This window comes from Variovorax sp. V213 (assembly GCF_041154455.1).
GTDB lineage: Bacteria > Pseudomonadota > Gammaproteobacteria > Burkholderiales > Burkholderiaceae_C > Variovorax.
The window spans coordinates 402805-425000 of sequence record NZ_AP028664.1; the positions used below are offsets into that span (position 1 = coordinate 402805).

At 67.5% G+C, this 22196-nt stretch carries 21 protein-coding genes (1 of these 21 running past the window's edge); 12 read left to right on the forward strand and 9 right to left on the reverse strand.

What is annotated here, in order from left to right; genetic code table 11:
* Positions 1 to 90: 90 nt before the first annotated feature.
* A complete protein-coding gene (locus tag ACAM55_RS02030) occupies positions 91 to 468 on the forward strand; it encodes a hypothetical protein (protein WP_369654441.1) in 378 nt (125 codons plus the stop codon).
* An 18-nt stretch (positions 469 to 486) separates the two neighbouring features.
* On the opposite strand, the gene purU is transcribed toward ACAM55_RS02030, so the two are convergent.
* Positions 487 to 1344 carry a formyltetrahydrofolate deformylase gene (purU, locus tag ACAM55_RS02035; RefSeq protein ID WP_369654442.1) on the reverse strand — a complete coding sequence of 286 codons (858 nt, stop codon included), beginning with the start codon at positions 1342 to 1344 and terminating at the stop codon, positions 487 to 489.
* 66 nt (positions 1345 to 1410) lie between these two features.
* Between purU and ACAM55_RS02040 the strand changes: the two genes are divergently transcribed.
* Positions 1411 to 2745 (forward strand): aminotransferase class III-fold pyridoxal phosphate-dependent enzyme, encoded by a 1335-nt coding sequence (locus ACAM55_RS02040; protein WP_369654443.1) that lies wholly within the window; start codon positions 1411 to 1413, stop codon positions 2743 to 2745.
* Here the strand turns inward: ACAM55_RS02040 and ACAM55_RS02045 are convergent.
* Positions 2729 to 3589, reverse strand: a complete 861-nt coding sequence (locus ACAM55_RS02045) for a ChaN family lipoprotein (RefSeq protein ID WP_369654444.1) — start codon at positions 3587 to 3589, stop codon at positions 2729 to 2731. The two genes, ACAM55_RS02040 and ACAM55_RS02045, sit on opposite strands and share 17 nt — an antisense overlap.
* Positions 3590 to 3649: 60 nt before the next feature.
* Between ACAM55_RS02045 and ACAM55_RS02050 the strand changes: the two genes are divergently transcribed.
* Entirely contained in the window at positions 3650 to 4711 is a 1062-nt protein-coding gene (locus ACAM55_RS02050) for an AbrB family transcriptional regulator (protein ID WP_369654445.1), read from the forward strand.
* 68 nt (positions 4712 to 4779) lie between these two features.
* Here ACAM55_RS02050 and ACAM55_RS02055 read toward each other — a convergent pair whose 3' ends face one another.
* Both ACAM55_RS02055 and ACAM55_RS02060 read right to left on the reverse strand, forming a co-directional pair.
* Complete coding sequence (locus ACAM55_RS02055; protein ID WP_093017097.1) at positions 4780 to 5091, reverse strand: DUF3567 domain-containing protein; 312 nt, start codon at positions 5089 to 5091, stop codon at positions 4780 to 4782.
* Positions 5092 to 5178: 87 nt separating this feature from the next.
* Positions 5179 to 6378, reverse strand: a complete 1200-nt coding sequence (locus tag ACAM55_RS02060) for a DUF3108 domain-containing protein (protein ID WP_369654446.1) — start codon at positions 6376 to 6378, stop codon at positions 5179 to 5181.
* Positions 6379 to 6512: 134 nt separating this feature from the next.
* Here ACAM55_RS02060 and ACAM55_RS02065 point away from each other — a divergent pair, with 134 nt between their 5' ends.
* Positions 6513 to 7583: a fumarylacetoacetate hydrolase family protein gene (locus ACAM55_RS02065; protein ID WP_369654447.1), complete on the forward strand. Its 1071-nt coding sequence runs from the start codon at positions 6513 to 6515 to the stop codon at positions 7581 to 7583.
* A 141-nt stretch (positions 7584 to 7724) separates the two neighbouring features.
* On the forward strand, positions 7725 to 8489 hold the full coding sequence (locus ACAM55_RS02070; RefSeq protein ID WP_369654448.1) for a M48 family metallopeptidase: 765 nt from the start codon (positions 7725 to 7727) through the stop codon (positions 8487 to 8489).
* 9 nt (positions 8490 to 8498) lie between these two features.
* Here the strand turns inward: ACAM55_RS02070 and ACAM55_RS02075 are convergent, their stop codons facing one another.
* Positions 8499 to 9287, reverse strand: coding sequence for a response regulator transcription factor (locus ACAM55_RS02075; protein ID WP_369654449.1), 789 nt, complete (start codon positions 9285 to 9287; stop codon positions 8499 to 8501).
* A gap of 81 nt (positions 9288 to 9368) precedes the next feature.
* Between ACAM55_RS02075 and ACAM55_RS02080 the strand changes: the two genes are divergently transcribed.
* Genes ACAM55_RS02080 through ACAM55_RS02090 form a run of 3 tightly spaced genes read left to right on the forward strand, consistent with a single transcriptional unit; the run spans position 9369 to position 12363 of the window.
* Complete coding sequence (locus tag ACAM55_RS02080; protein ID WP_369654450.1) at positions 9369 to 11156, forward strand: FAD-dependent monooxygenase; 1788 nt, start codon at positions 9369 to 9371, stop codon at positions 11154 to 11156.
* On the forward strand, positions 11153 to 11383 hold the full coding sequence (locus ACAM55_RS02085; RefSeq protein ID WP_369654451.1) for a hypothetical protein: 231 nt from the start codon (positions 11153 to 11155) through the stop codon (positions 11381 to 11383). The genes ACAM55_RS02080 and ACAM55_RS02085 overlap by 4 nt, the downstream gene beginning before the upstream one ends.
* Positions 11384 to 11388: 5 nt before the next feature.
* Complete coding sequence (locus ACAM55_RS02090; RefSeq protein WP_369654452.1) at positions 11389 to 12363, forward strand: Bug family tripartite tricarboxylate transporter substrate binding protein; 975 nt, start codon at positions 11389 to 11391, stop codon at positions 12361 to 12363.
* Between the two features lie 22 nt (positions 12364 to 12385).
* On the opposite strand, the gene ACAM55_RS02095 is transcribed toward ACAM55_RS02090, so the two are convergent.
* Positions 12386 to 13579: a toxin-antitoxin system YwqK family antitoxin gene (locus ACAM55_RS02095; protein WP_369654453.1), complete on the reverse strand. Its 1194-nt coding sequence runs from the start codon at positions 13577 to 13579 to the stop codon at positions 12386 to 12388.
* A complete protein-coding gene (locus ACAM55_RS02100) occupies positions 13576 to 13989 on the reverse strand; it encodes a VOC family protein (RefSeq protein ID WP_369654454.1) in 414 nt (137 codons plus the stop codon). The genes ACAM55_RS02095 and ACAM55_RS02100 overlap by 4 nt, the downstream gene beginning before the upstream one ends.
* A gap of 64 nt (positions 13990 to 14053) precedes the next feature.
* Here ACAM55_RS02100 and ACAM55_RS02105 point away from each other — a divergent pair, with 64 nt between their 5' ends.
* The 4 genes from ACAM55_RS02105 (at position 14054) to ACAM55_RS02120 (ending at position 19003) form a co-directional block, all read left to right on the forward strand.
* Positions 14054 to 15268 (forward strand): TraB/GumN family protein, encoded by a 1215-nt coding sequence (locus ACAM55_RS02105; protein WP_369654455.1) that lies wholly within the window; start codon positions 14054 to 14056, stop codon positions 15266 to 15268.
* A gap of 11 nt (positions 15269 to 15279) precedes the next feature.
* On the forward strand, positions 15280 to 15651 hold the full coding sequence (locus ACAM55_RS02110; protein ID WP_369654456.1) for a DUF2946 family protein: 372 nt from the start codon (positions 15280 to 15282) through the stop codon (positions 15649 to 15651).
* 117 nt (positions 15652 to 15768) lie between these two features.
* Positions 15769 to 18054 carry a TonB-dependent receptor gene (locus ACAM55_RS02115; RefSeq protein ID WP_369654457.1) on the forward strand — a complete coding sequence of 762 codons (2286 nt, stop codon included), beginning with the start codon at positions 15769 to 15771 and terminating at the stop codon, positions 18052 to 18054.
* 40 nt (positions 18055 to 18094) lie between these two features.
* A complete protein-coding gene (locus tag ACAM55_RS02120) occupies positions 18095 to 19003 on the forward strand; it encodes a copper chaperone PCu(A)C (RefSeq protein WP_369654458.1) in 909 nt (302 codons plus the stop codon).
* 24 nt (positions 19004 to 19027) lie between these two features.
* Here the strand turns inward: ACAM55_RS02120 and ACAM55_RS02125 are convergent, their stop codons facing one another.
* A complete protein-coding gene (locus ACAM55_RS02125) occupies positions 19028 to 20776 on the reverse strand; it encodes a phospholipase D family protein (RefSeq protein WP_369654459.1) in 1749 nt (582 codons plus the stop codon).
* Positions 20777 to 20869: 93 nt separating this feature from the next.
* On the reverse strand, positions 20870 to 22196 hold the 3' portion of the coding sequence (locus tag ACAM55_RS02130) for an ATP-binding cassette domain-containing protein (protein ID WP_369654460.1). Its footprint extends 575 nt past the window's final position; 1327 of the gene's 1902 nt are visible here — the last part of the coding sequence; the start codon falls outside the window, past its right edge — the gene reads right to left on this strand; the stop codon is at positions 20870 to 20872.

The window sequence follows — 22196 nt, forward strand, 5'->3', positions numbered from 1 at the left end:
CACCTCTACACAAAGTCCCGCTGAGTGCTTACAGGCGCTTCACATGGCCGCGTCAGCATGAAGGCTCCAACCACTCATGAGGGGACACCCATGAAAAAACTCGCAATCACCCTTTCCATTGCCGCAGTGTCGATGCTTTCGGTGGGGGGCGCACTCACGGTGCCGACCACCGCCCACGCGCAGCGTTCAGTGATCGTCGAGGTCCCGCCGCCGCCGCCGCGCTCCGAGCGCATGCCGCCTCCGCGCCGCGGCTATGTGTGGGCTCCGGGGCACTACGAGTGGCGTGGTGGACGCCATGTGTGGGTCAGGGGCATGTATGTGCGCGCCCGTCCGGGCTATGCCTACCGTGCGCCCGAATGGCGCGAACGCGATGGCCGCTGGGAATACCGCCGCGGCGAATGGGACCGTGACCACGATGGCGTGCCGAACCGCTACGACCGCCGTCCGGACAACCCCAACCGCAACTGACCGCCCGAGGGCGCCGCGCTATCGGAACACGACCGTGCGGTGCCCGTTCAGCAGCACGCGGTGCTCGCTGTGCCACTTCACGGCGCGTGCGAGCACCTGGCTCTCGGTGTCGCGGCCGCGGGCCGTGAGGTCTTCGACGGTGTCGGTGTGGTCGGCGCGCGCCACGTCCTGCTCGATGATCGGGCCTTCGTCGAGGTCGGCCGTCACATAGTGGGCGGTGGCGCCGATCAGCTTCACGCCGCGGTCATGGGCCTGGTAGTAGGGCTTGGCGCCCTTGAAGCTGGGCAGGAACGAGTGGTGGATGTTGATCGCCCGTCCGGCCAGGCTCTTGCACAGGTCGTTGCTCAGGATCTGCATGTAGCGCGCGAGCACCACGAGCTCGGCGCCCTCGGCCTCGACGATCTCCAGCTGCCTGGCCTCGGCCTGCGCCTTGGTGGCCGCCGTCACGGGAATGTGGTGGAACGGCACGTTGTAGCTGGCCGCCAGCTGATAGAAGTCGCGGTGGTTCGAGATGATGGCGCGCACGTCGATGGCGAGCAGGCCGCTCTTCCAGCGGAAGAGCAGGTCGTTGAGGCAGTGGCCTTCCTTGCTGACCAGGATCACGGTCTTCATAGGCTCGGCCGCGGCGTGCAGTTGCAGGCTCATGCCGAAGCCGGCGCCAAAGGTGGCGAGCTGCTCGCGCAGCGCCGCCTCGGTGTGGTCGCTGCAGGCGAAGCGCACGCGCATGAAGAACAGGCCCGTGTCGTGGTCGTTGTACTGGGCGGCTTCCTCGATGTTGCCGCCGCGTTCGAGCAGAAAACCCGAAACGGCATGCACGATACCCGTCCGGTCGGGACAGGAGAGGGTCAGGATGTAGGCGGGCGTAGTTGTCGTCATCAGGGGCATGATTGTCGCAGGGGTGCCAGAATGCCGTTTTTTGGTGCGCGTTAAGCAGGAGCAATCATGGCTTATCAGGACTTCAACATGGGCAACCAGTGGTTGCCCTTCACCCCCAACCGCCACTTCCAGAAAGACCCGCGCGTCTTCGTGGCGGCCGACGGCATGGAGTTCACCACGCACGACGGCAAGAAGGTGGTCGACGGCATCTCGTCGCTCTGGTGCGTGGGGGCGGGCCACAACCGCAAGCCGATCAACGAGGCGATCAAGAAGCAGCTCGACACGCTCGACTACGCCACCGCCTTCCAGGTCAGCAACGACAAGGCCTTCAAGGCGGCCGAGATGATCGCCTCGATGGCGCCGGGCGACCTCAACAAGGTGCTGTTCTGCAATTCGGGTTCGGAAGCGGCCGACACCTCGATGAAGGTGGCGCTGGCCTACCACCGCGCGCGCGGCGAGGGTCACCGCAACGTGTTCATCGGCCGCGAGAAGGGCTACCACGGCGTGGGCTTCGGCGGCATGTCGGTGGGCGGCATTCCGGGCAACCGCAAGGTGTTCGGCTCGGCCTTTTTGCCGCGCGTGGACCACATGCGCTTCATCCACGACCCGGTGAACCATGCCTACATCCACAACGAGGAGCCGGTGTGGGCCGAGGACCCGCTGGTCGAGCTCGAGACCCGCATCCTGCCGCTGCACGACCCGAGCAACATCGCAGCGATCATCGTCGAGCCGGTGGCCGGTTCGGCCGGTTGGTACCTGCCGCCCAAGGGCTACCTGCAGAAGCTGCGCGCCATCTGCGACAAGCACGGCATCCTCTTGATCTTCGACGAGGTCATTACCGGTTTTGGCCGCATGGGCACCAACTTTGCGTCGGACTACTTCGGCGTGGTGCCCGACATGCTGAATTTCGCCAAGTGCGTGACCAACGGCGTGATTCCGCTCGGCGGCGTGATCTGCCGCGACAAGCTGTACGACGCGATGATGAAGACCGACGCGCCCGAGCACGTGGTCGAGTTCTTCCACGGCTACACCTACTCGGGCCACCCGGTGGCCTGCGCCGCGGCCATCGCCACGCTCGACCTGTTCAAGGAGGAAAAGCTGTTTGCCCGGGCCGGCGAAATGGGCAAGGTGCTGGGCGATGCGTTCCACAGCACCTTCAAGGGCCTGCCGAACGTGATCAGCATCCGCAGCCTCGGCCTTGCCGCGGCGGTGGAACTCGCGCCCATCGCGGGCACGCCGGGCAAGCGCGCCTACGACATCTTCTTGGACTGCTTCCACAAGGGCGCGCTGGTGCGGCCCGCGGGCGATGTGCTGGTGATTGCGCCGCCCTACATCGTGGAGAAGCAGCACATCGACACGCTGGTCAACACGCTGGCGGATTCGATCAGGAAGTTCGCTTGACGATGTCTGCGCAATAGTCCTTCGGCGGCATCGCGGGCGTGCGCCAGACGGCGTCGTAGGCGCCCTTGTTGTCTTCGTCCTCGTCCGGTGATTCGCCGGCCTGCAGCCGCACGGCTTTCACGGACACATCCGTCGGCAGGTGCTGCGGCACGCCCAGCACCTTGGTCGCGTGGCCGGCGCCGCTGATCAGCAGCACCGTCTTGCCCGGCTGGCGCGCCTTGACGATGGCCTGCGCCATGGCGCGGTCGCGCCCCACCTGGATGCGGGTCATCGGCACGATCTGGGGCTCGGGCAGCAGCTTGCAATGGCCTTCGCGCACGGCGTCCTGCTGCGCGGTGTATGCCTCGCCGTTGAGCTGCACGTCGAGCGAGACGTCGGTCATGGCGTTCTTCATTCGCGCGCGCGGCAGATTGGCGCCGATGACCGGCACACCGGCGCGCACCGCGGCCATCACCACCGGGCCATAGCTTTTCCAGGGCCATGCCTTGTCGTTCCATCCGAGCGCGGCCTGTACCTGTGCATCGGTGGCTGCGGTGTCCAGGCGGGCGGTGTTGTTGCCTTCCTCGGCCATTTCGAGCAGCAGCGCGGCCAGCTTGCCCTGGCTTGCCAGTGCTTCGACGGTTTCGCGCTCGATCGCGTGGTGCTCGGCGGCGTCGTGCTGCTCGCCCAGGATCAGCGCGTCCGCAGGCAGCAGCGCCGCGGCGCGGCGCGCCACCGGCGCATTGGGGCCGTCGAGGAAGGCGGTACAGCCCGCCAGCGACGCAATCGCAATGGCTGCGGCAACGACCGCGAACGAGGACAAGGGCAAACGGGTGGCCCGCGCGGGGGAAGGTTGGCATCGCATCGCGCCATACTATGCGTTGGCACTCGCACGCCGTGCCGTCCTTTTCCGCTTTTTCCTGTGGTGTCTTTCCGCTTTCTGGTTCGCGTGCTGGCCACGCTGTTGCTGGCACTCGCCGCGGCGGCGCTTTGCCTCGCCCTGCGCACGCCCCTGCCGTGGATGATCGGCCCGCTGCTCGCGGTGTCGCTGGCCTCGATCGCGGGTGCGCCCACCGCCAGCTACACGCCGCTGCGCAATGCCGGCCAGTGGGCCATCGGCACCGCGCTGGGCCTCTACTTCACGCCGCAGGTGGTTGCGCTGGTGGCCGGTGTCTGGTGGGCCATTGCGCTTGCCATTGCCTGGGCCTTGCTGCTCGGCTGGGGCTTCGGGCGCTGGCTGCACGGGCTGCACGCCAGGCGCATGCTGCACGTGCCGGCAAGATCCATGAGAGCGACGACTTACTTTGCCGGTGCCATCGGCGGTGCCTCCGAGATGACGCTGCTGTCCGAATCGGCCGGCGCGCGCACCGACTTGGTGGCTGCAGCGCACAGCCTGCGCCTGGTGGTGGTGACCATCGCCATTCCGTTCGCGATGCAGTGGAGCGGGCTGCACGGGCTGGAAATCAACCCGCCAGGCGCGCGCGAAGTCAATGCGGGCGGGCTCCTGCTGCTGGCGCTGGCCACGGGTGTCGGCGGCCTGGCGATGCGCGCGCTGAAGCGCACCAACCCATGGTTCATCGGGCCGCTGCTGGTGGCCATGGGCTTCACCATCGCGGGCCAGTCGCTGTCGGCGGTGCCCACGTGGATGTCGAACGCGGCCCAGCTGGTGATCGCGGTGAGCCTGGGCGTGCGCTTCAGCCGCGAGTTCTTGCACACGGCGCCGCGCTGGCTGGGATCGGTCGCCCTGGGCACCTTCGGCATGCTGCTGTTGTGTGGCGCCGTGGCGTGGCTGCTGGCCTGGGCGACGGGGCTGCATCCGGCCACGATGACCCTGGCCACCTCGCCCGGCGGCATTGCGGAAATGTCGATCACCGCCAAGGTGCTGCAGCTCGGCGTGCCGGTAGTGACGGCTTTCCAGGTGTGCCGGCTGGTGGCGGTGCTGCTGCTGGTGGGGCCGATGTACCGGTGGGTCTACGGGCGCAAATGAACGCCTGGGCCTGAAAAAGACACAAAAAAAGCGCCCATTGGGCGCTTTTTGCGATCGGCGGGCGTATTTCAGTGCACGAGCACCGGCGTGTGGGCCAGTTCGGCATAGCCCTCGAGCGTGTCTTCGACCTCTTCCTGCGTTGGCGTGTTGAGCTGCCAGGCGGCAATCTGCTGCTGGAACAGTTCGGCCCAGGAACCGTCGAGGTAGACCTCCTTGCCAGAACGCTTGTCGACGATCTCGAAGCCGTGGCGTTCCAGAACCGGCACATTGGGTTGCGCGGGTGTATCACTTTCGTTCGGCTGCACGTGCACGACGACGAAGGACTCCGAGTCATAGAGCATGTTCATTGCGGGGCCTGTGAGGATGTCGATAGCGTTCATGAGGCTTAGATAGCAATCAACGCGCCAGTTTCAAGAAGGGTTGTCGCATCGCTGTCACAACGGTGTTTCTTTACTTGATTTGTACGCTCAGCTGGCCGGACCCGCGGGAAGGGTTTCGCGCAACTGCATGTCGGCGAAATCGCCGTTGGGCTGTGTCAGTTTCATCCGTACGGGTAGGTACCCCATTGCCGGCGCGAGCCAGATTTCGACTTTGTCGTCGAACTCGCGCCGCGGGTTGCGCGTGAGCTTGCGCACCGCGTAATCACCGGCCGGCACCGTCATCTGCTCTTCGCCTTCGATGTTGAACACCCAGACGCCCGCATCGCGCGGCCCGACCGTCTGGACGGAAATGCGGCTGCCGGCCGGATAGCGGGCCGGATCGCCGGCCAGCATGCCGCCCAGCTGCATCACCACGCTGAGCCGGTCTTGCGCGCCCGGAAGCAGGGGCACGCTCGGCGCGTTGTTACTGAACATCACCTTTCCCTGGTCGCGCAGGAAGTGCGAGGCCACCTCGCCCTTGCGGCTCTCGGAGAAGCGCGCCGGTTCGATGCCGGTGGCGCCGATCTGGCCGGTGCTGTGCTGGCTGCGAATGGTCCTGAACAGGAATTTGAGCGACAGCCGGGCGTCGTAGCTGCTGCCGTCCTGCAGCCACACCAGGTCGCCGAAAACGCCCTGCATCGGCGAGGCGCCCTGCTGGCCCGTGACCGCGAAGGCCAGTTTCACGGAGCCCGGAATGCGCAAAGCTTCAGGTCCGACCACGTTGCCCGCCGTGGCGGAAGCCGCGCCCGCCGACTCGCCGGGCGTGCCGTTCTCCATGCCGGTGTTCGCCGTGCTGCCCCCGCCGCCCAGTGCAACGCCTGTCGGGGCGCTTGCCGCCGGCTCAGGAGCTGTTGCTCCTGAATCGGTAGCATTCTGTGCCATGAGATCGGGCGTTTCCGGCGGGTTCTGTTCCGAAACCTGGGGCGTCGGCGTCTGCGCCGGTGCCGACGCCGGCTTGGGCCTGGACGGCTCGCGCGGCCGCCGCGGTTTTGCGGATGGCGGTGGTTTGGCTTGGGCGGGGGGCGCCGCGGCAGCCGGTTTTTCCGCAGCCGGCGGTGCGATCACGATGGTCCGGGTAATGAACTTGTTCGCGAGCGGCGAGGGCTCAGGCCCCATGGCGGTCGGCGCCAGCCCCAGCAGCAGCACATGGACCAGCGCCACCGCCAGCGTCAACCCGGCCAGCGCCCGCCACGAGGGGCGGCCGGGAGGGACGGTGGACGGCGGCAGGGGGGCGACGAGCGTCGGCATGGGGAGGTGGAGTGGGCGCCAGCGCGGAGGTTCACCAAGAGCACCTCGGTACACTGCCGCCCGTTCAACCAGTTTAGTGGGCGCGGCGCCGGCTCTCGTGTTCGCGCCGTGTCCTTCATCACGCATTTGCCATCATGAAACTCGCCACCCTGAAGGACGGCTCGCGCGACGGCCAGCTCGTCGTCGTCTCGCGCGACCTCACGCTCGCCCACTACGCCACCGGCATCGCGAGCCGGCTGCAGCAGGTGCTGGACGACTGGGGCTTCATGAGCCCGCAGTTGCAGGACCTGTACAACGCCGTCAACACGGGCCGCGCGCGCCATTCCTTCCCCTTCGACCCCTCGATGTGCATGGCGCCCCTGCCGCGCGCCTACCAGTGGGCCGACGGCTCGGCCTACCTGAACCACGTCGAGCTGGTGCGCAAGGCGCGCAACGCCGAGGTGCCCGAGAGCTTCTACACCGACCCGTTGATGTACCAGGGCGGCAGCGACGACTTCCTCGGTCCGACCGACGACGTGGTCGTGCCCAGTGAAGCCATGGGCATCGACTTCGAGGCCGAGATCGCGGTGATCACCGGCGACGTGAAGATGGGCGCCACGCCTGACCAGGCCCTCGACGGCATCCGCCTGGTGATGCTGGCCAACGACGTGAGCCTGCGCAACCTGATTCCGGCCGAGCTGGCCAAGGGTTTCGGTTTCTTCCAGAGCAAACCGGCCACGGCCTTCAGCCCCGTGGCCGTGACGCTCGACGAGATCGGCGAAGCCTGGCAGGACGGCCGCGTGCACCTCACGCTGCAAAGCAGCTGGAACGGCCGCAAGGTCGGCATGTGCGACGCCGGGCCCGAGATGACCTTTCACTTCGGCCAGCTCATCGCCCACATCGCGAAGACGCGCAACGTGCGCGCCGGCAGCATTGTCGGCAGCGGCACCGTGAGCAACAAGGGCGTGGAAAGGAATGGCCAGATGGACTGGCCCAAGGGCTACTCGTGCATCGCGGAGAGGCGCTGCATCGAGACCATCCAGGGCGGCGAGCCCGTCACTGAATTCATGAAGTTCGGCGACACGATCCGCATCGAGATGAAGGGCCTGGACGGCCGCTCGCTGTTCGGTGCGATCGACCAGGAGATCGTGGCGACCAGCGGACGGCCCAAGGTGGCGCCGGTGTCGCTGGTGAATCCGCAGGCCGAGGAAGACGGCGAAGACTGAAGCCGCCGCGCTTCGCGGGCATCGCGCCCGCCATGGCTATGATCCTCCCGCTGCCGCGACTCGGAATCATTCGCGAGCGGCAGTGCGTTCGGCGGCTGCCTCCGCGGTCGCCATTCAAACCAAGAAAAACGGGAGTTTCCAATGCGTTATTTGCCTATTGCCGCCGCCGTCGTTGCGGCCTTCGCCCTCGTCGGCTGCGAAACCATGAAGAACGCCGATACCGGCGCGCTCACCCAGGCGGGCGGCTCGGCCTTCAAGGCCATGTCGCTGAGCGACGGAGAGATCGCCACGATGTCCGACCAGTCGTGCGCCGCCATGGACCAGAAGAACCAGATCGCGCCGGCCAGCAGCCGCTACGCCACGCGCCTGAACCAGGTCATCAAGCAGATGCCAACCACCGTGAACGGCAAGACCGCCAACTACAAGGTCTACATGACCAAGGACGTGAATGCCTGGGCCATGGCCAACGGCTGCATCCGCGTGTACAGCGGCCTCATGGACCTGATGAACGACGACGAGCTGCGCGGCGTCATCGGCCACGAGATCGGCCACGTGGCGCTGGGCCATTCGAAGTCGCGCATGCAGACGGCCTACGCCGCCTCGGCCGTTCGCGGTCTGGCCGGCGCCGCCGGTGGCGTGGTGGCCCAGCTGTCGCAGTCGCAAGCCGGCGACCTGGGCGAGAAGTTCGTCAACGCGCAGTTCTCGCAAGCGAACGAAAGCGCGGCCGACAACTATTCCTTCGACCTGCTCACTGAACGCAAGCTCGAGCGCAAGGGGCTGGTCAGCGCGTTCGACAAGCTCGCGAAGCTCAACGGCGGCGCCACCGGCAGCTCGCTCATGAGTTCGCATCCGCCATCGGCCGAGCGTTCGGCGCGCATGCAAAAGCGCCTGGACGCCGCCAAGTAGAGCAGCGGGCTACGGCGTTTCCTCTGTCGCGCGCAGCAGCAGTTCCTTCTGCGTGCGTATCCCCAGCCGGCGGAACGCCCGGTACTGGTGGGTACGCACCGTGGTCAGCTCGATGCCCACGGCGCGCGCCACCTGCTTGGCGGTTTTGCCGGCCAGCAGGTGGCCGATGACCTCGCGTTCGCGCAGGCTCAGGGTCATCAGGCGCGAGGCGAGGGCGGGCGCCACCGCTTCGCGCGCGCCCATCGCGCTGCGGCCATGGGCCAGAGTGGCATCGGCCAGCAGCGTGGCGTGGCCTTCGATCTTCGCGAAGTCGGCGGCATCGAATTCGGGCTGCGCAAGGCTGCGGTAGAAGCTCACCGCCACGCGCTGGCCAGCCGGCGTCAGCAGCAGCACCGAGGCACGTTCGCGAATGCCCACGTCGCCATAGCAGGCCGCACGATAGGCGGGGTCGGCCACCTCGTCGGCGCGCTGGTGGCCCAGCCAGAGTTGTGGGCGCTTGGGCAGCTTGCGCGACGCGAGCCATGTCATGTTGGGATCGAGCAGGTCGAAGCGCTGCGCCACGTAGCGCTCGGTCGTGCGTTCGGCCGTGCTGCCGTAGCTGCTGGCGGCCGACACCGCCTCGATGCGGCCGGTGGCATCGACCGCGAACACGGTGCAGAAGGTCACGGGCATCGCGCGGTGCATGGCCGCGAGACAGCTGGCCGCCAGATGCGGCGTGGCGACACCCGCCAGCACGTCGCCGACGATGGCCGCGGACAACACGGTGCCTGCGGCGGGGTGAATGCGCCAGCGTCTCATGGGAGCAGATAAGCCAAGGGTAATTACTTCGTACGAAGTTATGACAGTGGCCGGCGCCGCACATCGGGACAATCCCGCTGCATGACGAACCCCACCATTGCGGTCGCCGCGGTGGCACCCGGCACGCGCGCCGCCGATGCCGCGACAGGCCCCGTGCCGCCAATGGCCAGTGCCAACGAACTGCCCCCCTCCGTCGGCGCCTTTCACTACACGCGCTACAAGCCCTGGACCCCGCCGCTGGAACATGGCGGCGTGGAGCCCGGCCGGCACCCTGTGGTGATCGCGGGCGGCGGACCTGTCGGGATGGCGCTCGCGCTGGGGCTTGCGAACCAGGGCGTGCGCTGCGTGATTCTCGAAGCCGACGACACGGTGTGCGTGGGCAGCCGCGCGGCCTGCATCTCGCGCCGCAGCCTCGAGATCATGGAACGGCTCGGCGTGCTGCCTGCCTTCATGGCCAAGGGGCTGCCGTGGACCGGCGGTCGCAGCTTCTACAGGACGTCCGAGGTTTTTCGGTTCGAGATGCCGCACGACGAGCACCAGAAGCTGCCGCCGATGATCAACCTCGAGCAGTACTACATCGAGCAGTACCTGCTGGAAGAGATCTTCCGCCGCAACGAAAGGGCGCCGGGGCTCATCGACATCCGCTGGGGCACCGAGCTCACCGCCATCGCGCAGGATGAAGACGGCGTGACCCTCGACGTGCGCAACCCCGAGGGCGCCTATCGGCTTCAGGGCCAGTGGCTCGCGGCATGCGACGGTGGCCAGAGCTTCGTGCGCAAGGCGCTGGGGCTCGCGCTCGAGGGCACGGGCTACGAAGGCCGCTACGTGATCATCGACATCGAGCTGCACAGCGAGCACCCGACCGAGCGCCGCGCGTGGTTCGATCCGCCGTGGAACCCGGGCTCGACCGTGCTGATGCACCGCCAGCCCGACGACATCTGGCGCATCGACTACCAGCTGCGCGCGGGGCAAAGCACCGAGGAGGCGCTGCAGCCGGCCGCGGTGGCCGAGTTCGTGCAGCGCCATCTCGATGCCATCGGCGAAGGCCACCTGCCTTGGAAGACGGTGTGGACCTCGGTCTACCGCGCGGGCGCGATGACGCTCGAGAGCTATCGGCACGGCCGCGTTCTCTTCGCCGGCAATGCGGCGCACGCCATGCCGATCTTCGGCGTGCGCGGCCTCAATTCGGGCTTCGACGACGCGGACAACCTGGCCTGGAAGCTGGCCTTCGTGGCGCGCGGCCTGTCGGACCCGGCGCTGCTCGATTCATACTCGCAAGAACGCATCGCGGCTTTTCACGTGAATGCCGAGAACGCGATGCGCAGCACCGAGTTCATGTCGCCGCCTTCGCGCGGCTTCGATCTGCTGCGCGAGGCCGCGCTTTCGTTGTCGGAATCGCATCGCGGCATTGCTCAACTGATCAATCCTCGCCAGACGCAGGCTGTGCGCTACGAGGATTCGGCGCTGTCCAGTGAAGGCGATGCGCTGCCGGCGGGGCCGCTGCCCGGCGAGGTCGTGGCCGAGCAGCAGCTCGAGCAAGGCCATCTGACCGACTGGATCGGCCCGGTCTTCACCTTGCTGGTGCTGCAGCCGAAAGCCGATGCCGTCCCGCTGCCGGGCGACGAGGTGGCCCAAGCCTGCCGCGGTGCCGTGCCGTTCGCGGTTCGAACCATCGCGAGCCCGGGCGTCGAGGGTGCGGATGCGCATGCCGGCCTGTCCGTGTTCGAGGCGTTGGGTGCAACCGATGGGGCCGTCTATCTGCTGCGACCGGATGGACATGTGGCCGCGCGCTGGCAGCGCCTGCCGCGTGGCGCGTTGTTGGACGCGCTGGCGCGCGCCGCCGTTGCAACCAAGGAGTTTGCCGCATGACGACATCGCTTCACCCCGACGCGCGAGACCGTCTCTATGCCGACTGCGCGCGCGCCATCAGCGAAGCCGGCGCCGAGCGCGAATCGCTGTTTCTCGCGCGGCTCGCGCTGCTGCTGTTCGAGCAGGTCGGCGACGAGGCACGCTGCCGCCGCGCGCTGGCCGATGCGCTGCATGCGCTGCCCGTACCATCGCTGTCCGCAGCAGAATTACTACAAACCGGAGACTGATTGACATGAACCGCCGCACACTTCTTGCCACGCTCGCTTCGGGCGCCGCCGTGGCCGCCACGCCCTTCGCACGCGCGCAGGACTATCCCTCGCAGATGATCAAGTGGGTGGTGCCGTATCCCGCAGGCGGCGGCACCGACGTGATCGCGCGCACGCTGGCCGAGGCCATGCGCCAGACGCTGGGCCAGCAGATCGTCGTCGACAACCGCCCCGGCGCCTCCACCAACATCGGCGCCGACCTGGTCGCCAAGAGCAAACCCGACGGCTACACCGTGCTGTCGGCGGACAACGCCGTGCTGGCCTTCAACGAGCACCTGTTCACCAAGCTGCCGTTCAATCCCGAGAAAGACTTCACCTACATCGGCGCCATCGGCAAGTTTCCGCTCGCGCTGGTGGTCCACCCTGATTTCCCGGCCAAGAACTTCAAGGAGTTCCTGGCCTACGTGAAGGCCAATCCGGGCAAGGTCAACTACGCCTCGCCGGGCAACGGCTCGCCGCACCACCTGGCGATGGAAATGTTCAAGGTGCGCACCGGTACCTTCATTACCCACATCCCGTACCGCGGCGCGGCGCCCGCGATGGCCGACGTCATGGGCGGCCAGGTGCCGTGCATGTTCCTCGACCTGGCCTCGGGCCTGTCGATCATGCAGGCCAACAAGGTCCGCGTGCTCGCCATCGGCTCGGGCGCCCGCAGCAAGCTGCTGCCCAACGTGCCGACGCTGACGGAAGTAGGGGTACCCAATACCGAGGTGTTCGCGTTCCAGGGCGTGCTCGGCCCGGCCGGCCTCCCGCTCGCGGTGGTGGCCAAGCTCAACGGCGACCTGAACCGCGCGTTCGGCACGCCGGCCGTGCAGAAGCGCTTCGACGATTTCGGGATGGAAGCGATGCCCGGCACGCCGGCGCAGTTCGCGGCGCTGTCGCGTGCCGAATCGCAGCGCTGGGGCCCCATCATCAAGCAGGCCGGCGTCAAGCTGGACTGAAGGGCGCGAGGCTGGGAGCGGGCTATTTCTTCTCGTCGAAGACCTGGTCGTCTCGCTCCAGCACGCCGCTCTCGTCCCAGCTGCGCTCGCGGGTCACGCGGCCCTTGGCATCGAAACTCGATTCCGCCAGCAGCGTTCCCTTCTCGCTGAAGCGCTGGTGCTTGCCAATGGGCACTTGCCGGCCGCGGCCCACGACCAGGAAGCGGCCGTGAGCGGCGCGCTGGCCGCTGTCGTAATACTCGGTGATCTCGACCGTACGCGAATCGCCGGCACCGCGGTAGACGGACTTGCTGCGAAGCTGGCCATTGAGGTAATAGCTGTCGTCGCTGATGGGTTCGCCTGCAAGGTTCCAGCGCTGGTCGCGGATGAGCGCGCCCTTTTCGGAGAACTCCTGCTCGCGTTGCCGCACTGCGCTGCGCTCGAGCATCCGCCAGACCGTTTCGCGGCGCTTCACGCCTTCGGATGAAAACTGGCGTTCGGTGCGCTGGGTGCCGACGATCTCGTCCTGTACCGAGGGCTTGCCGTTGTCGTAGAAGTTCTGCGACCGCACGCGCTTGCCCGCCAGGTACGAGAGCCGCGAGCGCAAGATGCCGCGCTCATCGAAAAGCTCGACTTGCGATGGCCCGCCAGTGAACCCGCACAGCCCCGCGTCGTCTGCCGCCGGCGCGAGCATCGGCTTTTCGGCGCAGCGCAGTGCCGACATCTGGCCGCGCTCGGTGAACTCGACGAAGGCACGGTCGGTTCCGACATCGGGATAGAAGGTGACGCGGCGCAGTTGGCCGCTGGGATAGAAGCTGCGCACCAGCCCGCGCTCGCGGCCGTCGTCGTAGACGGCCTCGCGCACGACCTGCCCGTTGGGCGCGAACTCGCGCGCAAGGCCGTGGATGTTGCCGTTGGCGTTGAGGGCGTGCTCCTTGGCCAGCTTGCCTTTTTCGTAGAAGCGCGCAAGACCCATGAAGACCCCGTTCTGCAGTTGCTGCTCGCGCTGGATTTCACCGGTTTCGCGTTCCTTGCAGCGCACGAGCCCTGTCTTGCCCGCGATGCTGCTGGCGTCCGAAAGGTTGATGCTGCGGCCGTTGAGCTCGCAGTCGAGCGCGGCGTGAGCGGCGCCGGCCGCAAAAAAACAGAGCGCGGCCGCTGCAATGCGAGGCGCGACGACGCGAGCTCGCGCAAAAGCTGCGAGCCGGCTGGGGGCGGCCCGGCGCAGGAGGTTCATTTGTCGTAGAGAGCCGCCAGGGAGCGAAAGCCCTTGACCTCGATGGGGTTGCCGAACGGGTCGCAGAAGAACATGGTCCATTGCTCGCCCGGCTGGCCTTCGAAGCGCACCTGCGGGGCAAGCACGAAGTCCGTGTTCGCAGCCTTCAGCCGCTGGGCGAGCGCTTCCCAGTCAGGGAGTGCGAGCACGATGCCGAAATGAGGCATCGGCACCATCGTGTCGCCCACCCGCCCGGTGCGCGTGGTGGCGAACGGTTCGCCCAGATGCAGCGAGATCTGGTGGCCGAAGAAGTCGAAATCGACCCAGGTGTCGGTACTGCGGCCTTCGGCGCAGCCGAGGACGTTGCCATAGAAGCCGCGAGCCGCTTCGAGATCGCGGACGTGAAAGGCAAGATGGAAGATGCTCTGCATGGTTCCGGATTATGGGCAGCGGTGCTGTGAGAATGCCGGACTTTCTTTCATCGTGGAGCAAGCCTTGCGGATACTCCGGGCCCTGATTGCGCCATGGCGCAATACCGATTCGAAGGCGCCTTTGCGCCCCTCGCTTTTTTCACGCCTGCCGCGCCTCGCGCTGGCTGGCGTCTGTTCTGTTCTTGCCCTGGCGGCGCATGCCGCCTGCCCCCCGTCGGCCATTGCCAGCCTGGGAAAACCGGGTGCCGCTGTGGGCCAATGGAACGCCGCCGACCGCGGCCTGCTGTGGCGCGCCGACAGGGACGGCCGGACCGCCTGGCTCTATGGAACCATTCATCTCGGCCGTGCCGAATGGGTGCGGCCCGGACCCACCGTGCAGAAGGCGCTGGAGCAGAGCGACGCGCTGGCGCTCGAACTCGACACGCGCGACCAGGCCGCGATGCGCGCCCTGACCCAGCCGGCCGATCCGGCCGTGGTGGCGCGGCTGCTCAGCGGCGAGCGCGCGCAGCGTCTGGCTCGCCAGAGAGAGGCGGCCTGCGTGTCGCCCGAGACCACGGCCGGCCTGCAACCGATCCTGCAGGTGATGGCGCTGACCGGCCTGGTGGCACGCATCGACGGCCTGTACCCGGAGTTCGGCGCGGACGAAGCGCTGGCCGTATCTGCGCGCAATAACGGCAAGCCGGTGTTCGCGCTGGAAAGCGCCGCCGCGCAACTGAAGATGCTGACCGGCGATTCAGAAGCCGAGGAGGCGGAGCAGATCGATGCCGCCCTCGACGAACTGGAATCGGGCCAGCTGCGCACTCAGATGAAAGAGCTGGCCGACATCTGGGCCCGCGGCGACACCGACAAGCTGAGCCGCTACCCCGAGTGGTGCAACTGCCTCAACACACCGGCCGAGCGGCGGCTGATGAAGCGCCTGCTCGACGACCGCAATCCCGGGCTGGCGGACGGCATCGAGCGCATGCATGCGAGCGGCAAGCGCGTCTTCGCCGCCGTGGGCGCGTTGCACATGGTCGGGCCGGAGGGACTGCCCGCGCTGCTGGCGGCGCGTGGATTCACCGTCTCGGCGGTGCCGCTGTCTGCGCAGCCGCCGGTCGCGGTGCCGGCGGAGCCTGCGCCCAAGGCGGCCGCGCGCGGCGGCCGCAATGCCAAAGGCGCCCGCGGCGTTCAGGGAAGCAGGAGCAATGGGGCTGCCAAGGGTTCCGCCGCCAGGAGCGGCGGCAATGCCAAGCCGGCGCAGCGCAGTACGCCGGCACCCAAGGGCAAACAGCGCCGATAATCTCCTTCGCCATGCACCTGATGCGAAACCACCCCCGCTTCCTCGGCCTCGTCGGCCGATGGGCGCTGCTGTGGTTCATGCTCTCGCTTGGCGTGGCGGTGGCGTCGCCCGTCGTGCACCCGCAGGCCATGGAACTGGTGTGCTCGAGCGCCGGTTCGATCAAGGCGGTGGTGCAGACCGATGACGGCGTGCAGGAAGTGGGCACCTCGCACATGGACTGCCCGCTGTGCCTGCTGACCGGGGCACCGCCTCCGTCGCCGGCCGCCGCGGCCTTCGATCTTCCCTTGCCGCTGGGCCGCGTGCTCCAGTCCATTCCCGCCGCGCGACTTGCCGCGGCCACCGCCGCGCCGCTGCCGGCGCGCGGACCCCCGGCCTTCTCCTGAAACTGCCAAAACCGTAGCCGCGCGCGCCCCGATCCGAGGGGCGCTGCGGCCTGTCCGGCTTGAAGTTCGTGGAGCAGGTTCACTGTGAAAAAGCACTCCCGCGCCTTGGCGATCGCCATGGCATTTCCCCTTGGCGCCCCCGTGTGGGCACAAAACGCGCCCGACCCGTCCGAAGACGGCAGCGGCGCGCGCACCTTGAGTACCGTCACCGTCAGTGACGGCCGCCCGACCTCCCTGCCGACGCAGATTCCGACCACCGTCGAGGGCGTGACGCACGAGCAGATCGCCGAAACGGTGAACGCGACCGACAGCGAAGACGCGCTCAAGTACCTGCCCAGCCTGGTGGTGCGCAAGCGCTACATCGGCGATTTCAACCACGCGGTGCTTGCCACGCGCGCCTCGGGCACGGGCAACAGCGCTCGCTCAATGGTGTATGCCGACGGCATCATGCTGTCGAACCCGCTGGGCAACGGCGCCACCTACGCGCCGCGCTGGGGCATGGTGTCGCCCGAAGAGATCGAACGGGTCGACGTGCTTTACGGGCCGTTTTCGGCTGCCTACCCGGGCAACTCGGTCGGCGCCGTGGTCGACTATGTGACGCGCATGCCGACGAAGCTTGAAGCGCACGTCAAGCTCAGCGGCTTTGCCTCGAACTTCGACCTGTACAACAGCCACTCGTCGCCCGCGGGCCAGCAGCTCGACCTGTCGCTGGGCAGCCGCAGCGGCGACTGGTCGTGGTGGCTCAGTGCCTCTCGCACCCACAGCAAGGGGCAGGCGCTGGTGTTCGGCAACCGGCTGGTGAGCGCCGGCACCGTGGGCAATGCGGGCACGCCGGTCACCGGCGCGGTGCTGGGGCTGAACCCTTCGAACCAACCCTGGTGGCTGGTGGGCGGCTCCACCCTCTACGACACCACGCAGGAGCAGGCCAAGCTGAAGGTGGCCTACGACTTTTCGCCCACCGTTCGCGCCACCTACACGCTGGGCGCGTGGAACAACACCACGCATGGCAGCGTCGACACCTACCTGCGCGATGGCCTCGGCCGGCCGGTGTATTCGGGGCGGGTGAATATCGCCGGGCGCATCTACAACCTCGATTCGCCGAGCGCCGCGCTGGCGCCGACGGAGACCGCGCTCACGCACTATATGCACGGCCTCTCGGTGAAGAGCCACACCGGCGGCGTGTTCGACTGGGAGGTGGCCGCGAGCCTGTTCGATTATTCGAGGGACACCTCGCGCACGCCGACCACGCCATTGCCCGGCGCCTTCAACGGCGGCCCCGGGCGCACGACCGACATGGGCGGCTCGGGCTGGCACACCTTCAAGGCGGCTGGTACGTGGCGGCCCACCGGCTCGGCCGAGGGGGTGGGCGCGCACGTGGTCGACTTCGGCTTCCAGCAGGACACGGCGCGCCTGCGCACCAGCGTCGGCAACACGCTCGACTGGACCGACGGGCCGGCGGTGACGCCGTTTTCGGCCTTCAACGGCAACACGCGGCTCCAGTCGCTCTACGTGCAGGACACCTGGCGCTTTGCCAGGAACTGGAAGACCACGCTGGGCCTGCGCCACGAGCGATGGGAGGCCTATGGCGGCCAGCTCGGTAGCGCGACCAGGTTGCTCGACTTTGCGCCGCGCAAGAACAGCTACGACTCGCCCAAGGCGGCCATCGCCTGGCAGGCTACGCAGGATTGGCTGTTCAAGGCCTCGACCGGCCGCGCGGTGCGCATGCCGACCGTGAGCGAGCTCTACCAGGGCTCGATCGACGGCAACCGCATCGTCAACACGAATCCGGATTTGCGGCCGGAGCGTTCGTGGACCACGGAGCTCAGCGCCGAGCGCGATCTGAAAACATGGGGGCTCGACGGCGTCCTGCGCACCACGCTCTTCTTCGAAAACACCAAGGACGCGCTCTACAGCCAGGCACTCAGCAATCTCGTGAACACGGTGCAGAACATCGATGCCATCCGCACGCGGGGGCTCGAGGTGGCGCTGAACGCGGTCGACGCAGGTGTCAAGGGGCTGGACTTGAGCGGCAGCCTCACGCTGACGCGATCGAAGATCGCCGCTAGCAGCGGCTTTCCCGGCAGCGTAGGCCATGAACAGCCGCGCATTCCGAAGGTGCGGGCCACGCTGCTCGCCACTTACCGGCCCGACGCGAGATGGAGCTACACGGTCGGCGCGCGCTACAGCGGCAGGCAATACGGCACGCTGGACAACAGCGACACGAGCGGCGCTGCGTATACGGGCTTTTCGAAGTTCTTCGTGGTCGATGCGCGCATACGCTATCGCATCGACCGGCAATGGAGTGCCGCCGTGGGCATCGACAACCTGAACAACAACAAGTACTGGGCCTTCCATCCCTACACGCAACGCACCTACGTGGCCGAACTCAAGTTCGACCTCTGACCTTCTCTCTCTTTTCACCGCTTTCTTCAAGGAGTTCCAGATGAACCATCCGCGCATCACCCTCAAGTCCGTTGCCGCATGCGCCATGCTGGCGAGCGCCGCAACCTCGTTCGCCCACGTCACCCTGCCGCGCGGCGGCGTCACCGTCGGCAGCGACTACGACGCCGCCTTCCGCGTGGGCCATGCCTGCGAAGGCGCCAAGGCCACCACCGGCCTGGCCGTCCGCCTGCCCAAGGGCTTCATCCTGAGCGACGCGCAGGCGCGCAAGGGTTGGAAGCTCGACGTGCAGAAGAATGTCGGCGACGGCGAAGTGCGCTGGACCGCGGAAAGCCCGCAAACGGCGCTGCCTGCCAGCGAACGCGCCGAATTCGTGCTGCGCGGCAAGGTGCCCGGCACGCCGGGGCCGCTGTGGTTCAAGGTGCTGCAGACCTGCGACGTGGGCCGCATCGACTGGGCCGAGGTGCCGGCGTCGGGCAACTCGACCGCCGGGCTCAAGACCCCTGCCGCCAGGCTCGACGTGGTAGCGCAGGGCGTGGCCACGGTCGACGTGCGCGATGCCTGGGTGCGCCAATCGGTACCGGGCCAGAGCGGCACCGGCGCCTTCATGAAGCTCACCGCGCCCACGGGCGCCAGGCTGGTCGGCATCTCGACGCCGGCCGCCGGCGTGGCCGAGGTGCACGAGATGAAAATGGAAGGCGACACCATGAAGATGCGCGAGCTGACGGGCGGCCTCGACCTGCCCGCGGGCCAGACCGTCGAGCTCAAGCCGGGCGGCTATCACGTGATGATGATGGACCTGAAGCAGGCGCTGGCCAAGGGTTCGACCGTGCCGATGACGCTCAGGTTCGAAGACGCAAAGGGCCAGAAAACCTCGCTCGACCTGGCGCTGCCGGTGGGCGCACCGGAAGGCGTGGACACCGCCGCGCCGGCCCATCAGCACAAGCACTGACCGGGAGGTATCGGGAGCGCCTGGCTACAGCAGCTGGTCCGGCGCCAGCGGGCCGAACAGCTTGAGCATCAGGCGCAGGGTCAGGCTGGCGTCGGGCTCCGTGGATGTGTCCTTCAATCCGCTGCCTTCGGGCGCGCGCCAGACCAGCGAACCGTCGTTCAGCTCGACGCGCCACGAGCCTTCGCGCATGCCGCGTTCGATTTGCTCGGACGCCGAGCGGGAGAGTTCGGCGCTTCGCACCAGCAGGGCGAGCTCGGTGTTCTGCAGTTGCGAACGCAGGTCGAGGTTCATTGAGCCGACCACCAGCAGCCGGCCGTCCATCACCAGCACCTTCGAGTGCAGCATGGAGCGCGATTCGCCGACGCTTCCGTTGCCCGAGGAGCCGAAGGCGTTGCTGACACTGGCCTGCTCGCTGCGCAGTTCATAAAGTTCGACGCCGATCTTGAGCAGGTCCTCGCGATGCCGCGAATAGCCGACATGCGCCACCGGCGCGTCGTTCGACGCCAGCGAGTTGGTCAGCACGCGGATGCGAACCCCCCGGCCCCGGGCCGCCGCAAAGGCTTGCTTCATGTCCGGCCCGGGTACGAAATAGGGCGAGATGATGAGCAGGTCGCTGTTCGCCTGTCCGATCAGTTGCAACAGGCCTTCCACCACCGTGTCGCTGCCGGCGGCGAAGTCGGAACTGGCCTCGAGCAATGCGGCCCGTCGCGACGGATTGGCCCTGTCGTTGGGCTGGCTCACCACCAGGCCCGGTGCCTTCGCCTGGTTCGGCCCCTTGTCGGCGGGAATCTTGCCGGGCTGGTCGGCGAGCATCACCGCGGGCGCCCAGACGAAGCGGGCGGTGCGCAGATCCAGGGGTTTTTCGTCCCACGCGCGGGCCAGCTGCGCCGCCGTTGGGGGGCCGCCGGGCTTCGCTTCGCCTTCCGCGGGCGCCGGCGTCTGGGCTGTCGGCGGCGCATTCAGGGCCCGGGCCGATTCATCGGCCAGTTCCCGGTCGGCCTGTTCCGCACGTTCGCGGATGGCCTTCAGCTCTTCGCGCTTGAGCAGCGACTGCACGGGGTAGGCGCGCTCGTTGTTCCAGTAGCTGTCGAAACTGCGCGACAGGTCCTGCACGATCGGGCCGGCCGCCAGGATGTCCAGATCGATGAAGTTGCCCTTCAGTGCATTGCCGAAGTAGGCATCGCCCAGGTTCCGGCCGCCGGTCACGCCGAGCACGTTGTCGGCGAGAAAGAGCTTGTTGTGCATCCGCTGCTGGATCCGCGAGGCGTCGCCGATCGAGTTGAAGATGCGTGCGAACGAAGAGCCGCGCGCGCCGGCAAGCGGGTTGAACAGCCTCATCTCGATGTTGGGCACGAAAGCCAGGTTCAGCACCAGCGCGTCGCGGCCGGTGCTGTGAAGATCGTCGAGCAGGATCCGCACGCGCACGCCGCGCCCGGCCGCGTCCCGGATTCCCCGCAACAGCCGGCCGGTGCTGGCGTCGGCGTGGATTGCGTAGTACTGCAGGTCGAGCGTTTTCTGGGCGCCTTCGATCAACGCGAGCCGGCTGCCGTAGGCGGCGGGGGGGCCGCCAAGCAGCAGAAACCCGGACTCGAACCGCGCCGCGTCGGCTTTGCGCCGCTGCTGGACCAATGACTCCAGGGCGGTGCCGCTGGGCGAGGGAATTGCGACCGACACCGGCCGGTCGACGTGCTCGGGCAGCTGCGCGCAAGCGCCCTGCAGGACAATGGCCAGGAGCGCAACGGACCGGCCGAAGAGCGCGTGGATGGAAGACATGCGGCGTTCCCGGAGCTTTGAAGCCGCATATATAGCTTAGTCGGAGCCATTTGCGCGTGGGACGACGGCACAGCCCGATGCAGAACTAATGCACTAACGCCCGGCGGACAATTCCTCCTGGCGTTCCAGGGCGGCCAGCAATTCGTCGTCGATCTGGGCGTGGCGCTGGCTCAGCTCGGCCGCGCGCGAAGCGTCGGTGGCGTAGATCGCCCCGCCGTCGAGCTCGAGCACTTCGGTGATGCGCTTCTGCTCGGCTTCCAGCGCTTCGATCTGCGCCGGAAGCGCCTCGAGTTCGCGCTGTTCCTTGTAGCTGAGCTTCTTGCGCGCGGCCGCGGGACGGGCGGCTGCGGATTCGGCCGCGGCAGGTGCCGGAGCCGGCGCTGGCGGCGGAGGGCTGGCGGCTTGCCGTTGTTCCGCGATCTCGCGGGCGCGCTTCGACTGGATCAGCCAGTCCTGCACGCTGCCTTCGTATTCGCGCCAATGGCCGTCGCCTTCGAACGCGATCGTGCTGGTCACCACGTTGTCCAGGAAGGTCCGGTCGTGGCTGACCAGGAAAACGGTCCCGTCGTAGTCCTGCAGCAGGCCTTCCAGCAGTTCGAGGGTGTCGATGTCCAGGTCGTTGGTCGGTTCGTCCAGCACCAGCACATTGGCCGGACGCGCGAACAGGCGGGCCAGCAGCAGCCGGTTGCGCTCGCCGCCGCTGAGCGAGCGCACCGGAGAGTTGGCGCGCGCGGGGGAAAAGAGAAAGTCGGAGAGATAGCTCTTCACGTGCTTGCGCTGGCTGCCGATCTCGATCCATTCGCTGCCCGGGCTGATGAAGTCTTCCAGCGTGGCGTCCAGGTCGAGCTTGTCGCGCATCTGGTCGAAATAGGCCACCTGCAGGTTGGTGCCGCGGCGGATCTTGCCGCTGTCCGGTTCGAGTTCGCCCAAAATGAGCTTGAGCAGCGTGGTCTTGCCCGCGCCGTTGGGGCCCAGCAGGCCGACCTTGTCACCGCGCAGGATGGTGCCGGTGAATTTGCGGATGACGGTTTTTTCGCCGAACGACTTGGTCGCATCCGTGAGCTCGGCCACGATCTTGCCGCTCGACTGGCCCGAGGCGACGTCCATGTTGACGCTGCCTTGCACCTCCCGGCGCGCCGTGCGGCTCGCCCGCAGGGCTTCGAGCCGGCTGATGCGGCTCTGGCTGCGCGTGCGGCGCGCTTCCACACCCTTGCGGATCCAGATCTCTTCCTGGGCAAGGAGCTTGTCGGCCTTGGCGCTGATGACGGCTTCCTGGGCGAGCTGCTCTTCCTTCTGCAAGAGGTACTGCTCGAAGTTGCCCGGATAGGAACCCAGTTTGCCCCGGTCCAGCTCCACGATACGGGTGGCGACCCGGTTCAGGAAGCTGCGGTCATGGGTGACGGTGACCACGCTCCCCTTG